At 33.5% G+C, this 17,240-nt stretch carries 13 protein-coding genes; 12 read left to right on the top strand and 1 reads right to left on the bottom strand.

Going from position 1 to position 17,240, the window contains the following annotated elements; translation table 11 throughout:
- The first annotated feature begins 9 nt into the window (after positions 1-9).
- The 12 genes from rsgA (at position 10) to C0512_RS06090 (ending at position 15,688) form a co-directional block, all read left to right on the top strand.
- Positions 10-978, top strand: a complete 969-nt coding sequence (rsgA, locus tag C0512_RS06035; protein ID WP_290859728.1) for a ribosome small subunit-dependent GTPase A — start codon at positions 10-12, stop codon at positions 976-978.
- Positions 979-999: 21 nt separating this feature from the next.
- Positions 1,000-1,452, top strand: a complete 453-nt coding sequence (gene dtd, locus C0512_RS06040) for a D-aminoacyl-tRNA deacylase (RefSeq protein WP_290859730.1) — start codon at positions 1,000-1,002, stop codon at positions 1,450-1,452.
- 117 nt (positions 1,453-1,569) lie between these two features.
- The gene (locus C0512_RS06045) at positions 1,570-3,465 is read left to right on the top strand and encodes a DUF3857 domain-containing protein (RefSeq protein WP_290859732.1); all 1,896 of its coding nucleotides are present in this window, start codon (positions 1,570-1,572) and stop codon (positions 3,463-3,465) included.
- Positions 3,466-3,473: 8 nt separating this feature from the next.
- Positions 3,474-5,492 carry a DUF3857 domain-containing protein gene (locus C0512_RS06050; RefSeq protein WP_290859734.1) on the top strand — a complete coding sequence of 673 codons (2,019 nt, stop codon included), beginning with the start codon at positions 3,474-3,476 and terminating at the stop codon, positions 5,490-5,492.
- A 1-nt stretch (position 5,493) separates the two neighbouring features.
- Positions 5,494-7,473: a DUF3857 domain-containing protein gene (locus tag C0512_RS06055; RefSeq protein ID WP_290859735.1), complete on the top strand. Its 1,980-nt coding sequence runs from the start codon at positions 5,494-5,496 to the stop codon at positions 7,471-7,473.
- Positions 7,473-7,799, top strand: a complete 327-nt coding sequence (locus C0512_RS06060; RefSeq protein ID WP_290859737.1) for a nucleotide pyrophosphohydrolase — start codon at positions 7,473-7,475, stop codon at positions 7,797-7,799. The genes C0512_RS06055 and C0512_RS06060 overlap by 1 nt, the downstream gene beginning before the upstream one ends.
- Before the next feature lies 1 nt (position 7,800).
- Positions 7,801-8,127 (top strand): multidrug efflux SMR transporter, encoded by a 327-nt coding sequence (locus C0512_RS06065; protein WP_290859739.1) that lies wholly within the window; start codon positions 7,801-7,803, stop codon positions 8,125-8,127.
- Positions 8,127-9,407: a 3-phosphoshikimate 1-carboxyvinyltransferase gene (locus tag C0512_RS06070; RefSeq protein WP_290859741.1), complete on the top strand. Its 1,281-nt coding sequence runs from the start codon at positions 8,127-8,129 to the stop codon at positions 9,405-9,407. Before C0512_RS06065 ends, C0512_RS06070 begins: the two co-directional genes overlap by 1 nt.
- Before the next feature lie 157 nt (positions 9,408-9,564).
- The gene (queA, locus tag C0512_RS06075; protein ID WP_290859743.1) at positions 9,565-10,614 is read left to right on the top strand and encodes a tRNA preQ1(34) S-adenosylmethionine ribosyltransferase-isomerase QueA; all 1,050 of its coding nucleotides are present in this window, start codon (positions 9,565-9,567) and stop codon (positions 10,612-10,614) included.
- Positions 10,615-10,771: 157 nt separating this feature from the next.
- Positions 10,772-12,061: a kynureninase gene (kynU, locus tag C0512_RS06080; RefSeq protein WP_290859745.1), complete on the top strand. Its 1,290-nt coding sequence runs from the start codon at positions 10,772-10,774 to the stop codon at positions 12,059-12,061.
- A gap of 35 nt (positions 12,062-12,096) precedes the next feature.
- Positions 12,097-13,185 carry an agmatinase family protein gene (locus tag C0512_RS06085; protein ID WP_290859747.1) on the top strand — a complete coding sequence of 363 codons (1,089 nt, stop codon included), beginning with the start codon at positions 12,097-12,099 and terminating at the stop codon, positions 13,183-13,185.
- Positions 13,186-13,297: 112 nt separating this feature from the next.
- Positions 13,298-15,688, top strand: coding sequence for a penicillin acylase family protein (locus C0512_RS06090; protein WP_290859748.1), 2,391 nt, complete (start codon positions 13,298-13,300; stop codon positions 15,686-15,688).
- Here the strand turns inward: C0512_RS06090 and C0512_RS06095 are convergent.
- Positions 15,681-17,213, bottom strand: a complete 1,533-nt coding sequence (locus tag C0512_RS06095) for a cryptochrome/photolyase family protein (protein ID WP_290859750.1) — start codon at positions 17,211-17,213, stop codon at positions 15,681-15,683. The two genes, C0512_RS06090 and C0512_RS06095, sit on opposite strands and share 8 nt — an antisense overlap.
- Positions 17,214-17,240: the final 27 nt, after the last annotated feature.

Below are 17,240 nucleotides of genomic sequence, written 5' to 3' on the forward strand. Positions count from 1 at the left end.
ATTTGCTTCATGACAGGAATCGTTTATAAATCTACCGGAAGTTGGTACACCGTTAAAGCCGATAATAATCAAATCTATGATTGTCGGATTAAGGGTAAATTCCGCATGAAAGGAATTAAAAGCACAAATCCAATTGCAGTAGGAGATGTGGTTGATTTTGAAATTGACGAAACTTCCGATGCTATCACCGGCTCCATTCATCATATTCATGATCGAAAAAATTATATTGTTCGAAAATCAGTCAATCTTTCTAAACAAACACACATCATTGCTTCGAACATTGATATTGTTTTTTTGATTGTTACTATCAATAACCCAATTACCACAACAAGTTTTATCGACCGATTTTTAGTTACTGCGGAAGCTTATCATATCAAAGCTGTGTTGCTTTTTAATAAGATTGACACTTTTGATGAGGCCATGTCGGGTGAACAATTGTTTTTACAACATGTTTATACTCAAATTGGATACGATTGTTTGCGGGTTTCTGCAAAAAACGGAAGTGGATTAGACCAATTAAAAGAAATGATGCAAGGGAAAGTTTGTATGTTTTCAGGTCATTCCGGTGTTGGTAAATCCACTTTAGTAAATGCCTTGGAACCAACATTAAATTTAAAGACCAAAGAAATATCTGACTTACACCAGCAAGGACAACACACAACAACTTTTGCTGAAATGTTTGATTTGACTTTTGGGTCTAAAATAATCGACACCCCCGGAATCCGTGGCTTTGGTATTGTGGATATGGAAAAACAGGAAATAAAAGGTTATTTTCCGGAATTTTTCAAACTAGAAGACCAATGCAAATTCAACAATTGTTTGCACAAAGATGAACCGAATTGTGCAATTAAAAAAGCATTAGAAGAAGACAAAATTGCTTGGTCACGTTACAGAAGTTACCTTCAAATTTTGGAAGGCGACGAGGAACAATACCGCAACGATATTTATGCTGAGGGACGAAATCTGGATTTAGAGTAACCTTTTCCCATCACCAAAAAAATGAAAGCAGTCCTCCAAAGAGTTTCAAAATCTTCTGTAACTATTGATGAAAAAATTGTTGCTTCCATTCAAAATGGAATAGTAGTTCTTTTGGGAATAGAAGAATCTGATACGAATGAAGATATTGAATGGCTTTCGTTAAAAATTGTAAACCTCAGAATTTTTGATGACACTAATGGTGTGATGAATCTTTCGGTTAAAGAAATTTCAGGAGAGCTGATTGTAGTTAGTCAATTTACACTTCATGCTTCTACCAAAAAAGGGAATAGACCCAGCTATATAAAAGCGGCAAAACCCGAAATAGCCATTCCGCTTTATGAAAAATTCATACATCAAATAACACTCGATTTAGGCAAAAATGTTCAAACCGGTCAGTTTGGGGCTGATATGAAAGTGGCCCTTATAAATGATGGTCCTGTGACAATTCTTATTGATACAAAAAACAAAGAATAAAATTTGTTTTATATCAGAATTCTTTTAAATTTGGAAACCACAATTTCCGAAAAACAGAACAATTTATTTTTTATCATAGGCGAAGAATTTCTTCGCTAAACCTATCTATTTTTTATCATGAAATTTAAAACCGGAATTGTTTTTTTTCTACTATTCGCCTATTCAAATACATTTTCACAAGCTATTACTGACTTTCTGATTCCTAAAGAATTGTCAGAAAATGCAAATGCGATAGTCAAAGAATCAAAAGAAAAATTAGAAATTATAAACTCTAAAAAAATGGTTTATCAGGTTTCTAAAAAAATTATTGTTCTGAATGAAAAAGGGGATGAAGCGGCAGCATCTTATATTTATTATAATAACGAAAGAAACATCAAAACACTTGAAGTAAAAGTGTATAATATGATGGGGAATGAAATAAAAAAAATAAAAAAATCAGATTTTAAAGATGTTGCTTCTCAAGATGGATTTTCATTACAACAAGATGGTAGAATAAAATATGCTGATTATACCGCCACTACGTATCCTTATTTATTGCACTTTACTTATTCCTATGAAACATCAGATACTGCTTTTTTACCTCGCTGGACACCGTTTGACGATTATTTAGTAAGTGTTGAAAATGCCAGTATGGAAGTCATTTATGATTCATCAGTAGGTTTTAGAAAATCTGAAAAGAATTTTGAAGGTTATACAATTCAAAAAGTTGAAACATCAAATTCAATAAAATATACACTTTCCAATTTGCAGGCTCAAAAAAGAGAGCCTTATGGTTTATCACCTGATGAATATTTTCCAAAAGTATTTTTCGCTTTGAATCATTTTTACCTGAAAGGTTATGAAGGGAACGCTTCTACTTGGAAAGAATTAGGTGAATGGTTTTATGAAAAATTGTATAAATCACAAACCGAATTATCTCCTGAAACAGTCACAAAAATTAAACAACTTACCGCAAATGCTGTTACAGATGAGGAAAAGGCTAGAATTGTTTATCAATATGTGCAAGATAAAACTAGATATGTTTCCATTCAACTAGGAATTGGAGGTTGGCAACCCATGTTAGCTAAAGATGTTGACCGTCTTGGGTATGGAGATTGTAAAGCACTTACTAATTATACTTATTCATTGTTAAAAGCAGTTGGAGTTACATCCTATCACACTGTCATTCAAAACGATATTTATAAATATGATTTTGATGAAGACTTTCCAATTATTCAAGGGAATCATATGATTTTATGTATTCCGGCAAAAGATAATATTTGGGTAGAATGTACTAGTCAAAAAAATGCTTTAGGCTACATTGGAAGATCAAACGAAGACAGAAAAGTGTTGATAGTAACCCCGGAAGGAGGTCAAATCGTGACTACAAAAAAATATTTGACGAAAGACAATCAACAGATTACTAAAGCAAAAGGTAAATTAGATATTTCAGGCACGCTTCAAGTCAACATGAATAGATCTTTTCAAGGTTCACAAATAGATTTTAGAACACATTTAGAATCAAAAACACCTAGAGAGCAAGAAGAATATTATAGAAAAGTTTGGGATTATTATAATTCCTTAAAAATAAAATCGTATACAACCCAAAGAAATCAAGATAAATCAACATGGGAAGAAAAATTTGATTTAGAAATTGAAAAATATGCTTCTGTTTTAGGGAATCGTTATCTCATTCCATTAAATGTTTTTAGTAGAGATGTGTCTATTCCTGATAAAACAAGAAACAGAAAACAGCCGCTTAAAATTTTAAGAGGTTATGTTGATTCGGACGAAATAGAAATTGAAATTCCGGATGGATTTACAATAGAAGCTTTGCCGGAACCGGTTCTAATTCAAAATAAATTTGGTTCTTATGAAGCTAAAGTAACCATGAAAAATAATATAATGCAATACAGCAGAAAAATACAAATCAATGAAGGTGACTATTCTAAAGAGGATTATTTGCTTTACAGAGATTTTATGACAGAAATAAATAAATTTGATAATAGTAAAGCATCCTTAATCATTAAATAACAAAACGCATGAAAAGAGTAATTTTAGTAGTATTTCTAGTTGTTTTTCAAACAATGAATTTTGCACAGGAACTCAAATTTGGTAAAGTTTCAAAAGAAGAACTTGAAGAAACAAAACACCCTTTAGATCCCAATGCACCAGCCGCTATTTTATCAAAAAAATATACGGTGAAGTATGAATATCAGCAGAATATAGGTTTTGTTCAAATTCGGGAAATAACCATGCGAATAAAAATTTATACGCAAGAAGGATTTGAATATGCTGATTATATGGCTCCTTTTTATAACTCAAAAAGTGCCCGAGAAACGGTTTCTAAAGTAAATGGGACTACCTATAATTTGGAAAGCGGTAAAATCACGGAGACAAAATTAAAAAGTGACCAAGTATTTGAAAATGAAGTTACTAAATATAGATCTGAACTAAAATTCACGATGCCTAATGTGAAGCCGGGTTCCGTGTTGGAATATAAATATGAAATACGCTCACCTTTTGAGCAAAATATTGACCAAGTTGAATGTCAATATGAAATTCCTTTGAATAAGTTAGACGTGAAAATTTCTATTCCTGATTATTACACTGTTAAACCTTCAACAAAAGGCTATTTTCCCATAAATTTAAAGCAATCTAAGGAAAATACAAGTTTTACGCTGATGAGTACAGAAAGAACTAATTCAGGAGGAACTTTTAATACTGTTTCAAGTCAAACTTATGCGGATAATTATACCTATACTAGTAATGTTTATAGTGTAACCATGTCTAATGTTCCTGCCATTAAACAAGAACCTTATGTAGATAACTTAAGCAATTATAAGGCTACAATAAATATGGAAGTGGTTGGATATCAATTTCCTGGTCAGTTGTATAAAAGTTATGCTCAAACATGGGATGATGTTGTAAAATCAATTTATGAGAGTGAAAATTTTGGTGGAGAATTAAAAAAAACAGGTTATTTTGAACAAGATTTAGACAAAGTAATCAGTGACATTCCTATTCAAACTGATAGGATGGCTGCCGTTTTAGAATTTTGTAAAAGCAGAATTAAATGGAATGACTATTATAGTTTTTATTCACGAGATGGTGTTAAAGATGCTTACAAAAAAGGAGTTGGCAATTCTGGAGACATCAATTTGAATTTGATTAATATGCTCAATTACGCCGGATTAATTGCTAACCCAATTTTAGTAAGTACGAAAAGTCATGGCATACCTTTGTTTCCAACTTTAGAAGGTTTTAATTATGTTGTAGCCGGAGTTGAATTAAATGGCAGTTTTTATTTATTGGATGCTTCTGATAAATTTTCTATCGTAAATGTACTTCCCGAAAGAGCTATCAATTGGAGTGGAAGATTGATTAAAAAATCCGGCGGCTATGAAGAAGTTTCTTTGTTCCCATCAACAGCTTCTCAGGAAAACAGTATTGTAAGTTTTTCACTAAAAGAAGATGCCAAAATAATTGGTAAAAGAAGAGTACAATACACCTCTTATTTGGCCAAGAACTTTCGTGAAAAATATGTAAATGTTTCAAAAGAAAGTTATTTAGAAAAAATGGAAAGTAATTATGAAGGGATTGATATTTCAAATCATGAAGTGACAAATGATAAAGAATTGTATCAACCGGTTTCTGAAACGTATGATTTTGAAATGGCCAATGTAGCAGATAAAATTGGCAATACAATAGTGTTTTCACCAATGTTTTTTCTAGCTACAAGCACTAATCCGTTCAAGTCTGAAACACGGGAATACCCCATCGATTTTGTATATCCAATAAAATCGAGACAAACATTCACGGTTACTATTCCGGAAGGTTATGCCATAGAAAGTATTCCTGCACCTCTCAATATTGCCATGCCAGAAAATTTGGGAAGTTACCGATACACTATTCAAAAAACAGACACAACGGTTCAGTTAGTAGTTCAATACGAAATTAATAAAGCCTATATTTCACAAGATTATTATGATTTCGTAAAAGATTTTTTTAAGCAAATTGTTGACAAAGAGGCTGAGAAAGTTGTCTTAAAAAAATTATAGTATGAATAAGTATTTGTTGTTGTTTTTATTCTTCTCATTAGTTTCTAATGCTCAAAAATATGAGATGGGAAAAGTTTCTAAAGCAGAACTTTTAGAAAAACAACATCCACTTGATTCTACTGCAATAGCTGCTTTTTTGTTTAAAAAGGCAAGAACATATTTTTATTACACTGAAAACAAAGGATTTGTTAGCGAAACAGAATTTGAAATAAAAATAAAAATTTATTCTAAAGAAGGACTTAAATGGGCTAATTATGAAGTGCCTTATTATGTGGGTTGGAATGAACTTAATAAGGATAATGTTTATTTTTCAGAAGCAGTGACCTATAATCTTGAAAATGACGAAATTAAAAAAACCAAACTTAACTCGGAAGGCATTTTAAAAGTAAACCTTAACGAATATTGGAGTAAGAAAACAATAACAATGCCCAATGTAAAAGTTGGATCCGTTTTCGAATTCAAATATAAAATCATTTCTGAGAATATTTCAAAATTACCTGATTTCGAGTTTCAAGATTATATTCCGGTAAATTATGCTAAATTCACAAGTGAAATTCCGGTAAATTATCAATATAAAACAATGCTTAGAGGGTATTTACAAGTGGAACATACTTCTAAAGATGAAAATTTTTCACAATCATTTAATGATAAATACAATCAAACAAAATTTTTGAATTATCTACTTCGAAAACAGAACTATATTTTAAAAAATGTTCCTAAACTAGAAGAAGAATCTTTTATTGATAACATAGAAAATTATAGGTCCAAATTAGAAAATGAATTAGAATTAATTGTTTTTCCTGAAACCGAACCTAGAAAATTCTCTGAAACTTGGGATGATATAGCAAAAAATATTTATGCTAATGAAAAATTTAAAGATGAATTAAATGAAAGAAACTATTTTGAAAAGGATTTAAAAATAAATGTTTCTGACACACTTTCAAATGAAAATAAAATTAAAAGCATTCTAAAATACGTAAAATTGAGAATGAAATGGGATGGTTTTTATGGTTATTTTCCAAAAAATGGTGTAAAAGAGGCATATCAAGAAAGAACCGGAAATATAGCTGAAATTAATTTTATCCTCATTTCAATGCTTAATCACGCAAGGTTTAATGCTAATCCGGTTTTATTAAGTACAAGAAGAAATGGTACTGCCCCCTTCCCCAGCAGAGATGGATTTAATTATGTTATTGCTGCAGTTGATATAGATGGAAAGCAATTATTGTTAGATGCAACTGATGCAAATTCAGCTATTAATATTTTACCTATTCATTGTTTGAACGGAATAGGGAGATTGATTCGACAAAATGGAACTTCTGAAGAAATTCAACTAAACCCATCATTTCTCTCAAAAAATACCACAATGATTCAAGGTAAATTAGAAAGTAATGGAAGTTTTAAAGGCAAATTAAGGACATCTAAAACAGATTATTTAGCTTTTGATTTTCGAGATGATTTTGCGGGTTTAAGTGTAGAGTCCTATGTTGAGAAGTTAGAAAAAGATTACAATAACTTGGTTATTTCAGAGTATAAATTAGAAAACGAAAATGCAGTTGACAAACCTATTGTAGAAAGTTTTTCATTTGTTGAAGCAAATTCATGTGAGTTTATTGGTTCAAAAATGCTATTTAATCCATTATTGTTTTTAACAAAATCGATCAATCCGCTAAAAGCAGAAACCAGAAAATTACCCATCGATTTTATTTTTCCGCAAAGTGACAAAACTATCATAAATATTACTATCCCGGCAGGTTTTGAGGTTGAATATTTGCCAAAATCAATTATAATGGCTACTCCGGATAACGGAGCAGTTTATAAATTTTCTATTCAAAGCGAAAAAAATAAAATTCAAATAACAACATCTTTAGATTTAAATTCAATATTTTTCGACCCACAAGAATACCAGGACATAAAAAAAATATTTAATACTGTTGCAGAAAAAAATACTGAAAAGATAATCCTAAAAAAAATCGAATAATGAACCTCAAAAATGCTCAACTTGATGTCGATACCTGGATTAAAAACCATGGTGTCCGTTATTTTAACGAATTAACAAATATGGCTCAACTTACGGAAGAGGTAGGGGAAGTAGCTCGAATAATTGCCCGTCGCTATGGGGAACAATCCGAAAAAGAAAGTGATAAAAATAAAGATTTAGGGGAAGAATTAGCCGATGTAGTTTTTGTTGTATTATGTTTAGCTAATCAAACCGGAGTTGATTTGCAAGATGCGTTTGATAAAAAAATGGATTTAAAAACCAAACGCGATCATGACAGACATCAAAATAATGAAAAATTGAAATAAATTGAATTGGATACTACTCATTATTGCCGGCTTATTCGAAGTAGCTTTTGCCACTTGTTTGGGAAAAGCAAAAGAAACTTCAGGATCAGCCATGTGGCTGTGGTATGGCGGATTTTTAGTTTGCCTGACCATTAGTATGTTGCTTTTGGTAAAAGTAACCAAAGAATTACCCATCGGAACAGCTTATGCTGTTTGGACAGGAATTGGAGCCGTTGGTAGTGTATTAGTAGGAATAGTAGTTTTCAAAGAACCCGCGACTTTTTGGAGAGTATTTTTTATCAGCACTCTAATCATTTCAATTGTCGGATTAAAAGTTGTCACTAAATAATGAATATAAAATTAACCTATAACCCGCAACTATCAACTCGCAACCATCAACTAAAAATTACTGGTTCTAAGTCAGAAACAAATCGGTTGTTGTTATTGAAAGCATTATATCCAAACATCACACTAGAAAACGCCTCCAATTCCGATGACTCAAAAGTGATGATAAAGGCGTTGGAATTTCCAAATCCCACAACCCACAACCCACAACTTATAGATATCCACCATGCAGGAACTGCCATGCGTTTTTTGACCGCATATTTTGCTATTCAAGAAGGTAAAGAAGTCGTATTAACTGGTTCATCCCGAATGAAAGAACGACCTATTAAAATTCTAGTGGATGCCTTAAATCAATTGGGAGCAGAAATCACCTACGAAGAAAACGAAGGTTTTCCACCCATCAAAATCAAAGGAAAAAAAATTATAAAAAATAAAGTTGTAATTCCGGTAAACGTCAGTAGCCAGTATATTTCAGCTTTACTATTAATAGCACCTAAATTAGAAAACGGATTAGAATTAACACTTGAAGGTGATTTAACTTCCGTTCCCTACATCAACATGACTTTAGCGTTGCTAAACGAAATTGGTATTGAAACTTTTTTTGAAAATAGTATTATAAAGGTCAACCCGCTCCCGAAACTTCGGGACGCAACTCGCAACCAGCATACAATAACAATTGAATCTGATTGGTCTTCCGCTTCTTATTTCTATTCAATTGTCGCCCTTTCTGAAATTGGAACAAAACTTCAATTGTCAAATTTCAAAAAGAAAAGCCTTCAAGGTGATGCAGCTTTAGTCGAAATTTATAAAAGCTTTGGAGTGGAAACTATTTTCAATAGCGATAATTCAATAATTATTACAAAAGTAAATACCGATTACCCATTATCCATTAACTTAAACCTTAATGATTCCCCCGACATCGCACAAACCATTGCCGTAACGTGTTTCGGCCTTGGAATTGGCTGTCATTTGACCGGTTTACATACCTTAAAAATAAAAGAAACCGACCGTTTAGAAGCCTTAAAAACTGAACTTTCAAAATTCCGAGCAATAATATCAGTCACAAACGATTCATTAACACTCGAAGCTAGCTCTCATCTCCTTTGGAGAGAGGTTGGGGGTGAGGTTTCCATAGCGACCTATCAAGATCACCGCATGGCTATGGCATTTGCCTCATTAGCCTTAAAAGTTCCTATTATCATCGAAAATGCAGAAGTTGTTGCAAAATCCTACCCTGCTTTTTGGGAAGATTTAAAAAGTGTTGGATTTCAAATTTTACAATAAAATATTCTCAGAAACTCAGTGGCTTAGCTACTCAGCAACTTATTTTAAAAATAAACCTTAAAACACTTGACAACCCCTATCTCACAACCGTATATTTGCAGGCTTTAAGTTTTTAGGTATTTACTTAAAAAATCGAACTTTAAACAAAAATAAGTACATGAAATTATCTCATTTTCAATTTAATCTTCCGACGGAATTATTAGCAGAATATCCAGCTGAGAACCGCGACGAATCACGATTAATGGTTATCAACAGAGCCAAAAAAACAATTGAACATAAACTATTCAAGGATATCATTGACTATTTTGATGATGGAGATGTAATGATTATGAACAATACAAAAGTTTTCCCGGCTCGTTTATACGGAAATAAAGAAAAAACAGGGGCAAGAATTGAAGTTTTTTTATTACGTGAATTAAATGCAGAACAACGTCTTTGGGACGTTTTAGTTGATCCGGCTCGTAAAATTCGTATTGGAAATAAATTGTATTTTGGTGATGATGATTCATTAGTAGCGGAGGTAATTGATAATACAACTTCTCGAGGAAGAACTTTACGTTTTCTTTATGATGGTTCATATGATGAGTTTAGAAATAAACTAACGGAATTAGGCGAAACACCAATCCCAAAATACATTAACCGTGAAGTAACACCTGAAGATGAAGAGCGTTATCAAACCATTTATGCTAAAGTGGAAGGAGCCGTTGCAGCACCAACTGCAGGTCTTCACTTTTCTAAACACTTGATGAAACGACTCGAAATAAAAGGAGTTGATTTTGCTGAAGTAACTTTACATGTTGGTCTTGGAACATTCAATCCGGTGGAAGTGGAAGATTTATCTAAACACAAAATGGATTCGGAAGAGCTGATTATTAAACAAAATGCTTGTGATGTGGTAAACAATGCCATTTCAAACAAAAAACGCGTTTGTTGTGTCGGAACAACTTCTATGCGAGCCATTGAAAGTTCTGTCTCTTCTGCCAGAACGATGAATCCTTTTGAAGGATGGACAAACAAATTTATCTATCCTCCTTATGATTTCAGTATTGCAAATTGTATGATTACTAATTTTCATACACCAAAATCAACCTTATTGATGATGGTTTCTGCTTTTTGTGGTCATGATTTGATGAAGAAAGCATATGAAGAAGCTATCAAAGAAAAATACAGATTTTATTCCTATGGCGATGCCATGTTGATTATTTAATTTGAACTGGTTTCAGATTTTAAAAATTATAAATTTCCAATCGATAGGTTGGGAATTTTTTTTTATCATTTTTAATTGAAAATCTGTGTAAAGACAAGTCATGACTTGTCACTACAATCTAAAAAATTATTATCTTTACCTAACAAATATACATTTCATGAATTTTCAAAATACACTTGAATTTGCACAAGAATTAGATGCACAAGATGAACTATTTAAGTACCGTGACGAATTTCTTTTTCCTAAAGTAAACGGTAAAAACGTCATCTATTTTACAGGAAATTCACTTGGGTTACAACCTAAAAGAGCACAGTCTTATGTGGATGAAGTAATGAGCGACTGGGCAAAACTTGCTGTTGAAGGTCACTTTTATGCCGACAAGCCTTGGTGGGATTATCACGAACGTTTTGCAGCTCCTTTAAGCGGAATTGTTGGAGCTAAGCCTTCTGAGATAACAGTAATGAACACACTTACGGTTAATCTTCATTTAATGATGGTTTCCTTTTATCGTCCGACAGCAAAGAAATATAAAATTATTTGTGAAGAAAAAGCGTTTCCATCCGACCAATATATGTTTCATAGTCAGGCAAAGTTTCATTCTCAATATTTGGGAATAAACCCAAATGATATTATTGTAGAAATCAAACGAAGAGATGGCGAACACAACATTCGATTAGAAGATGTTTTAGCAAAAATAGAAGAAGTAGGCGATGAGTTAGCTTTAGTACTAATTGGGGGTGTGAATTATTACACCGGTCAGGTTTTTGACATGAAAACAATTACTGCTGCTGCTCAAAAAACAGGTGCTTATGTGGGTTGGGATTTAGCACATGCCGCAGGAAATATCGAACTACAATTGCACGATTGGAATGTCGATTTTGCTTGTTGGTGTAGCTACAAATACATGAATTCAGGACCTGGAAATGCATCGGGTTGTTTTGTACATGAAAGACACCATGGTGACAAAGATTTACCTCGGTTTGCCGGTTGGTGGGGACATAACAAAGAACGTCGTTTTAAAATGGAGCCTGATTTTGACCCTGTTTATGGAGCAGATGGTTGGCAAATCAGTAACCTACCCATTTTATCATTAGCCCCTTATTTGGCATCCGTAGAAATGTTTGCCGAAGTGGGAATGACTAAATTAATCAAAAAGAGAAATCTTTTAACAGCCTATTTAGAATTCATCCTCCACGAAATTGACAAAGAAATTGATGGAACCGAATTTGAAATTATTACGCCTCAAAACCAAGAAGAACGTGCTTGCCAATTATCAGTATATCTCCACGGTCAAGGAAGAAGTTTATTCGAGTATTTAATGAAAAACGGTGTGATTACCGATTGGCGTGAACCGAACGTAATTCGTTTAGCACCGGCTCCATTTTACTCTTCTTTTGAAGACATGTACGAATTTGGACAAATTTTAAAACAAGGTATAAAACCTTAGCACCTTAGTTACTCAGAACCTTAGTACCTTAAAAAATGACAAAACAAGAAATACTCAAAACCTTCGATCCAAGCCAGCCCGGTTTGGCCGATGCTACTATTTTTGGATTACCTTTTTCCATTGAAGACAGCGAAATTATCGTAATTCCTGTGCCGTGGGAAGTAACTGTAAGTTATGGTTCCGGGGCATCCAAAGGTCCGGAAGCCATTTTAGATGCTTCCTTTCAAGTAGATTTAAACCATCAGGAGTTTCCGGAATTATGGAAATTAGGTATCTTTTTAGATGAATCACCAAAAGGGATTAAAAAAAATTCCAAAAAATATAAAAAACAAGCTGCACCTATCATTGAAGCTTTAGAAAGTGGAATAATAATAGATCATCATCCTGGACTAAGAAAAGATTTAGACGAGATTAATTACGCTTGTTCTGATATGGTGGAAGCTGTTCGCGAAAAAACGTTACATTGGTTAGAACACGGTAAGAAAGTTGTGCTTTTAGGTGGAGATCACAGTACGCCACTTGGGTATTACCAAGCTTTAGCTGAAAAGCACGATAGCTTTGGAATTCTTCATCTTGATGCTCACATGGATTTTAGAATTGCCTATGAAGGTTTCACTTATTCGCATGCCTCTATCATGTATAACGCTTTGCAAATTCCTCATATTTCTAAAATAGTTCAAGTAGGAATTCGTGATTTTTGCGAACAAGAAGTAGAAGTTGCAAAACAACAAGGTAGTAGAGTAGTCATTCACACCGATTCTGATTTAAAGAGAGAAACTTTTGAAGGGAAAACGTGGCAACAACAATGTGACCAAATTATTGCCGTTTTACCACAAAAAGTTTGCATCAGTTTTGATATTGATGGCATGTATCCTTGGTATTGTCCAAATACAGGCACTCCGGTTCCGGGTGGATTTTCATTTGAACAAGCCGCTTATTTGTTGAGTCGTTTAGCCGAAACCGAAAAAGAAATCATTGGTTTTGATTTAGTAGAAGTGGCTCCCGGAGAAAATGATGATTGGGACGGTAACGTTGGTGCACGAATGTTATTTCACATGTGTGGCGTTTTAGCCAAAAACAATAAAATGAATGTCGGTGACAGAATAAATTTTCCAAGAAGTTAATTGCAAATACAAAATTTTAAACCATTAAGCTGTTAAGAAATTAAGTCATACAAACTTAATGTTACTTAATTTCTTAATGGTTTTTTGTAACTTTAAATCAAATTCAATTGTCATGAAAAGACTCAAAAAAATCGTTGTCATTATATTTATTCTTTTTGTCATTTTAGCCATTGGTGTTGTGAGTTACGGTTATTTTTTAACCCCTAAATACGATGGAGAATTAGCTTTAAATTCCATCCAAAAAGAAACCACCGTTTATTTTGATGAATACGGAATTCCACATATTTATGCCGCTTCTCAAAAAGATGCGATGACTACGTTAGGTTATGTGCATGCTCAAGATCGATTGTGGCAAATGGAACTCATGCGAAGAATTGCTCCGGGAAGATTGTCCGAACTCTTTGGTTCAGTAATGCTTAAAAATGACAAATTTTTTACCGGTTTAGGCATTGATGAAGATTCCGAAAAAGCAATTGCTCAGTTGGATAAAAACAGCGAAAGTTATCAATTAACATTAGCTTATCTTGGAGGAATTAACCAGTTTTTAGAAGAAGGTCCAACGCCAATTGAGTTTCAATTGGTTGGCGTTACTAAGGAAAAATTCACCATCAAAGATGTGTATAATATTTTTGGTTATATGTCTTTCAGTTTTGCAATGTCTCAAAAAACAGATCCGCTGTTAACCGATATTCGCGATGAATTCGGAATGGATTATTTAAAAGATTTTGGCATCGATGGCTCGTTGGCTCATACTAAACTAAAAAGTTTCAAAGGAAAGTCAGAAGCGTATGCTGAAATTTCAAAATCAGTCACTTCAATATTAGAAAACTCTCCAATTCCTTCTTTCATTGGAAGTAACAGTTGGGTAGTTGGACCACAAAAAACAAAAAGCGGAAAAGTATTGTTTGCCAACGATCCGCATATCGGATTTTCGCAACCTGGCACTTGGTATGAAGCTCATATTATAACGCCCGATTATGAAATGTATGGTTACTATTTAGCTGGAACGCCTTTTCCTCTATTAGGTCACAATCGCGATTATGCCTATGGTTTAACGATGTTTGAAAACGATGACATGGATTTGTTTTTGGAAACCAACAATCCCCAAAATGAAAACCAATACCAAACACCAGAAGGATTTAAAAACTATCAAGTTTCTGAAAAAACTATTAAAGTAAAAGACAGTTCCGATGTGGTTTTGAAAATCAAAAAATCACATCACGGACCTTTAATGAACGGTTTGGTGGATGGTTTGAAAGAGGACAAACCCGTATCAATGTGGTGGACCTATTTGCACCATAAGAATCAAATTTTAGATGCGGTTTATGCCCTTTCGCATGCAAAAGATGTAGAACATTTTCATCAAAGTATCGAATTAATTGCTGCTCCCGGATTAAACATTATGTATGGCGATGCCAAAGGAAACATCGCATGGATTACTTCCGGGAAATTATATAAAATGCCTGAAAATGTCAACGCCAATTTTATTCTTGATGGAGCAAACGGTAAAGATGAGCAAAAAGAATACTACGAGTTTTCTCAAAACCCCTATGCCATCAATCCGGATTGGAACTATGTCTATTCTTCCAACAATCAAGTAGAACCAATAAACGGTTATTTATATCCGGGCTATTATTTACCGCAAGATCGTGCAAAACGCATTGTGCAATTGCTCGAACCTAAAAACGATTGGACAAAAGAAGATTTTATGAATATGATTACGGATGAAACTTCTTCCGTGGCTCCAATAGTGGCCAAAAACATGATTAATTCCATCAGTCAAGAAGTCTTGTCTGAAAATGAAAAAGCAGCCATTTCAATTTTATCAAAATGGAAAGGTTCCAATGCATTGAGTGATGTGGCACCCACTATTTACAATAAATGGATGTATTTGTATTTAAAAAACACTTTTGAAGATGAGTTAGGAAAAGACCGATTTTCTGTTTTGTTGAATACACACATCATGAAGCAAATGATTGCTTTTCAAACTTCTAATGAATCGTCACCTTGGTGGGATGATGTTTCTACAAAAGATAAATTAGAAACCCGAACGGATATTTTGACAAAATCCTTCCAAGAAGCTATTCTGCAGCTTGAAAAACAATTAGGAAACGATTTGAATGCGTGGACATGGAATAAAGTTCATTCAGTAGAACACAAACATCCTTTAGGTGAAGTAGCTGCGTTACGAAGTTATTTTAATGTGGGTCCGTTTGAAATAAATGGGTCTAACGAAGTCATCAATAATTTAATGTTTACGTTTACCGAAGAAGGAAAGTATCAAGTAAAAGCCGGTCCTTCGACTCGTCGCATTATCGATTTTTCAGATATTGAAAACAGTATGAGCATTCTACCAACAGGACAATCCGGAAATCCGTTAAGTGAACATTACAAAGACCAGGCAACCATGTATAATGAAGGCAAATTCAGAAAAATGAAAATGAATAAAAAGGAGATTGAAACGAGTTCAAGGAAGTTGGTGTTTAAACCAAAATCTAAATAGTATACAAACTCTTCATAATATCTTTCGCTTTCTTTTTAATCTGATACATTTCCTCCGCAGGATACTTATTCAGTAAATTCAACATCATCGCCATGCGTTGATTGTTTTTGAAATGTTCTTTTTTCTCATCCAAAAAATTCCAATATAAACTGTTGAACGGACAGGCTTTTTCGCCTAATTTTTCTTTTACATTATAATGACAACTGCCACAATAATTACTCATTTTGTTAATGTAACTGCCCGAGGAAACATAAGGTTTGGTGGCTAAAATTCCACTATCGGCATATTGACTCATGCCTCGTGTGTTGGGCATTTCCACCCATTCAATCGCATCAATGTAAACGCCCAAATACCAAGCATCGACTTCATCGGGATGCATCTGCGTGAGCAACGAAAAATTCCCAATAATCATCAATCGCTGAATGTGATGAGCATACGCTTCCTCCAAACTTTGCGAAATGGCTTTTTGCATGCAATTCATTTTGGTTTTTCCGGTCCAATAAAAATGAGGTAATTTGTTGTGGTTTTCTAATGAATTCATTTGAGCATAATTCGGCATTTCTTTCCAGTAAATTCCACGAACATATTCCCGCCAACCCAAAATTTGTCGCACAAAACCTTCCACTTGCGAAAGCGTAATTTCAGTTTCTTTTGGATGATAATAATGGACCACTTGATCAATCACTTCTTTAGGCGAAAGCATTTTCGAATTCATAGCAAACGACAATCGCGAATGAAACAGAAACTTTTCATCCGTGTGCATCGCATCTTCATAATCGCCAAAGTGTTTCAATAAATGTTGACAGAAATAATCGAGTTGCTGCAAACATTCAGCTCTCGACGTTGGCCAATTGAATTTTTCAACATCAATTGAACCAAAGGTTTGAACCTCCATTTTTTCTAATTGACGGATAATTTCGGCTACATTTTTTGGAAATAATTTCGCATTCGGAATCGGAACTTCGCCTTTGTATTTTTTTCGATTATCGTGGTCAAAATTCCATTGATTGCCAATTGGATTATTTCCAATCATCAAAATGTCGTTCTTTTTTCGCATCATTCGATAGAAATTTTCCATCAACAATAATTTTTTTCCTTGAAAAAAATCGGCTAATTCGGTTCTAGTCGTATAAAAATGTTCCGTGTCAAAAACTTCTGTTGGAATAGAAAGATTTTGACAAATTTGCTTCAATTGTTCATCCAATCGAAATTCATCCGGTAATTGGTATTCAAATTTTTCAATGGAATATTGCTCGATAGTTTGTTGAATTAATGCTTCTAATTTTTGTGGATTTTTTTCATCATCAATTTCAAAATAAATGACGTGATGATTATTGTTTTTCAAATCCGAAGCAAAATTTCGCATACTTAAAAAGAAAGCTACTACTTTTTGAATGTGATGTTTCACATAATCGGTTTCCTGACGCATTTCCGCCATTAAATAAATGACATTTTCATCTGTTTTTTGAAACCAAGAATGGTTGTGATTCAGTTGATCACCGAGAAGAAGTCGAAGTGTTTTCATTTTTGTTCTTTTGTTTCAAGTTTCAGG

Origin of the sequence: Flavobacterium sp., assembly GCF_013822155.1 — a bacterium.
Taxonomy (GTDB): Bacteria; Bacteroidota; Bacteroidia; order Flavobacteriales; family Flavobacteriaceae; genus Flavobacterium.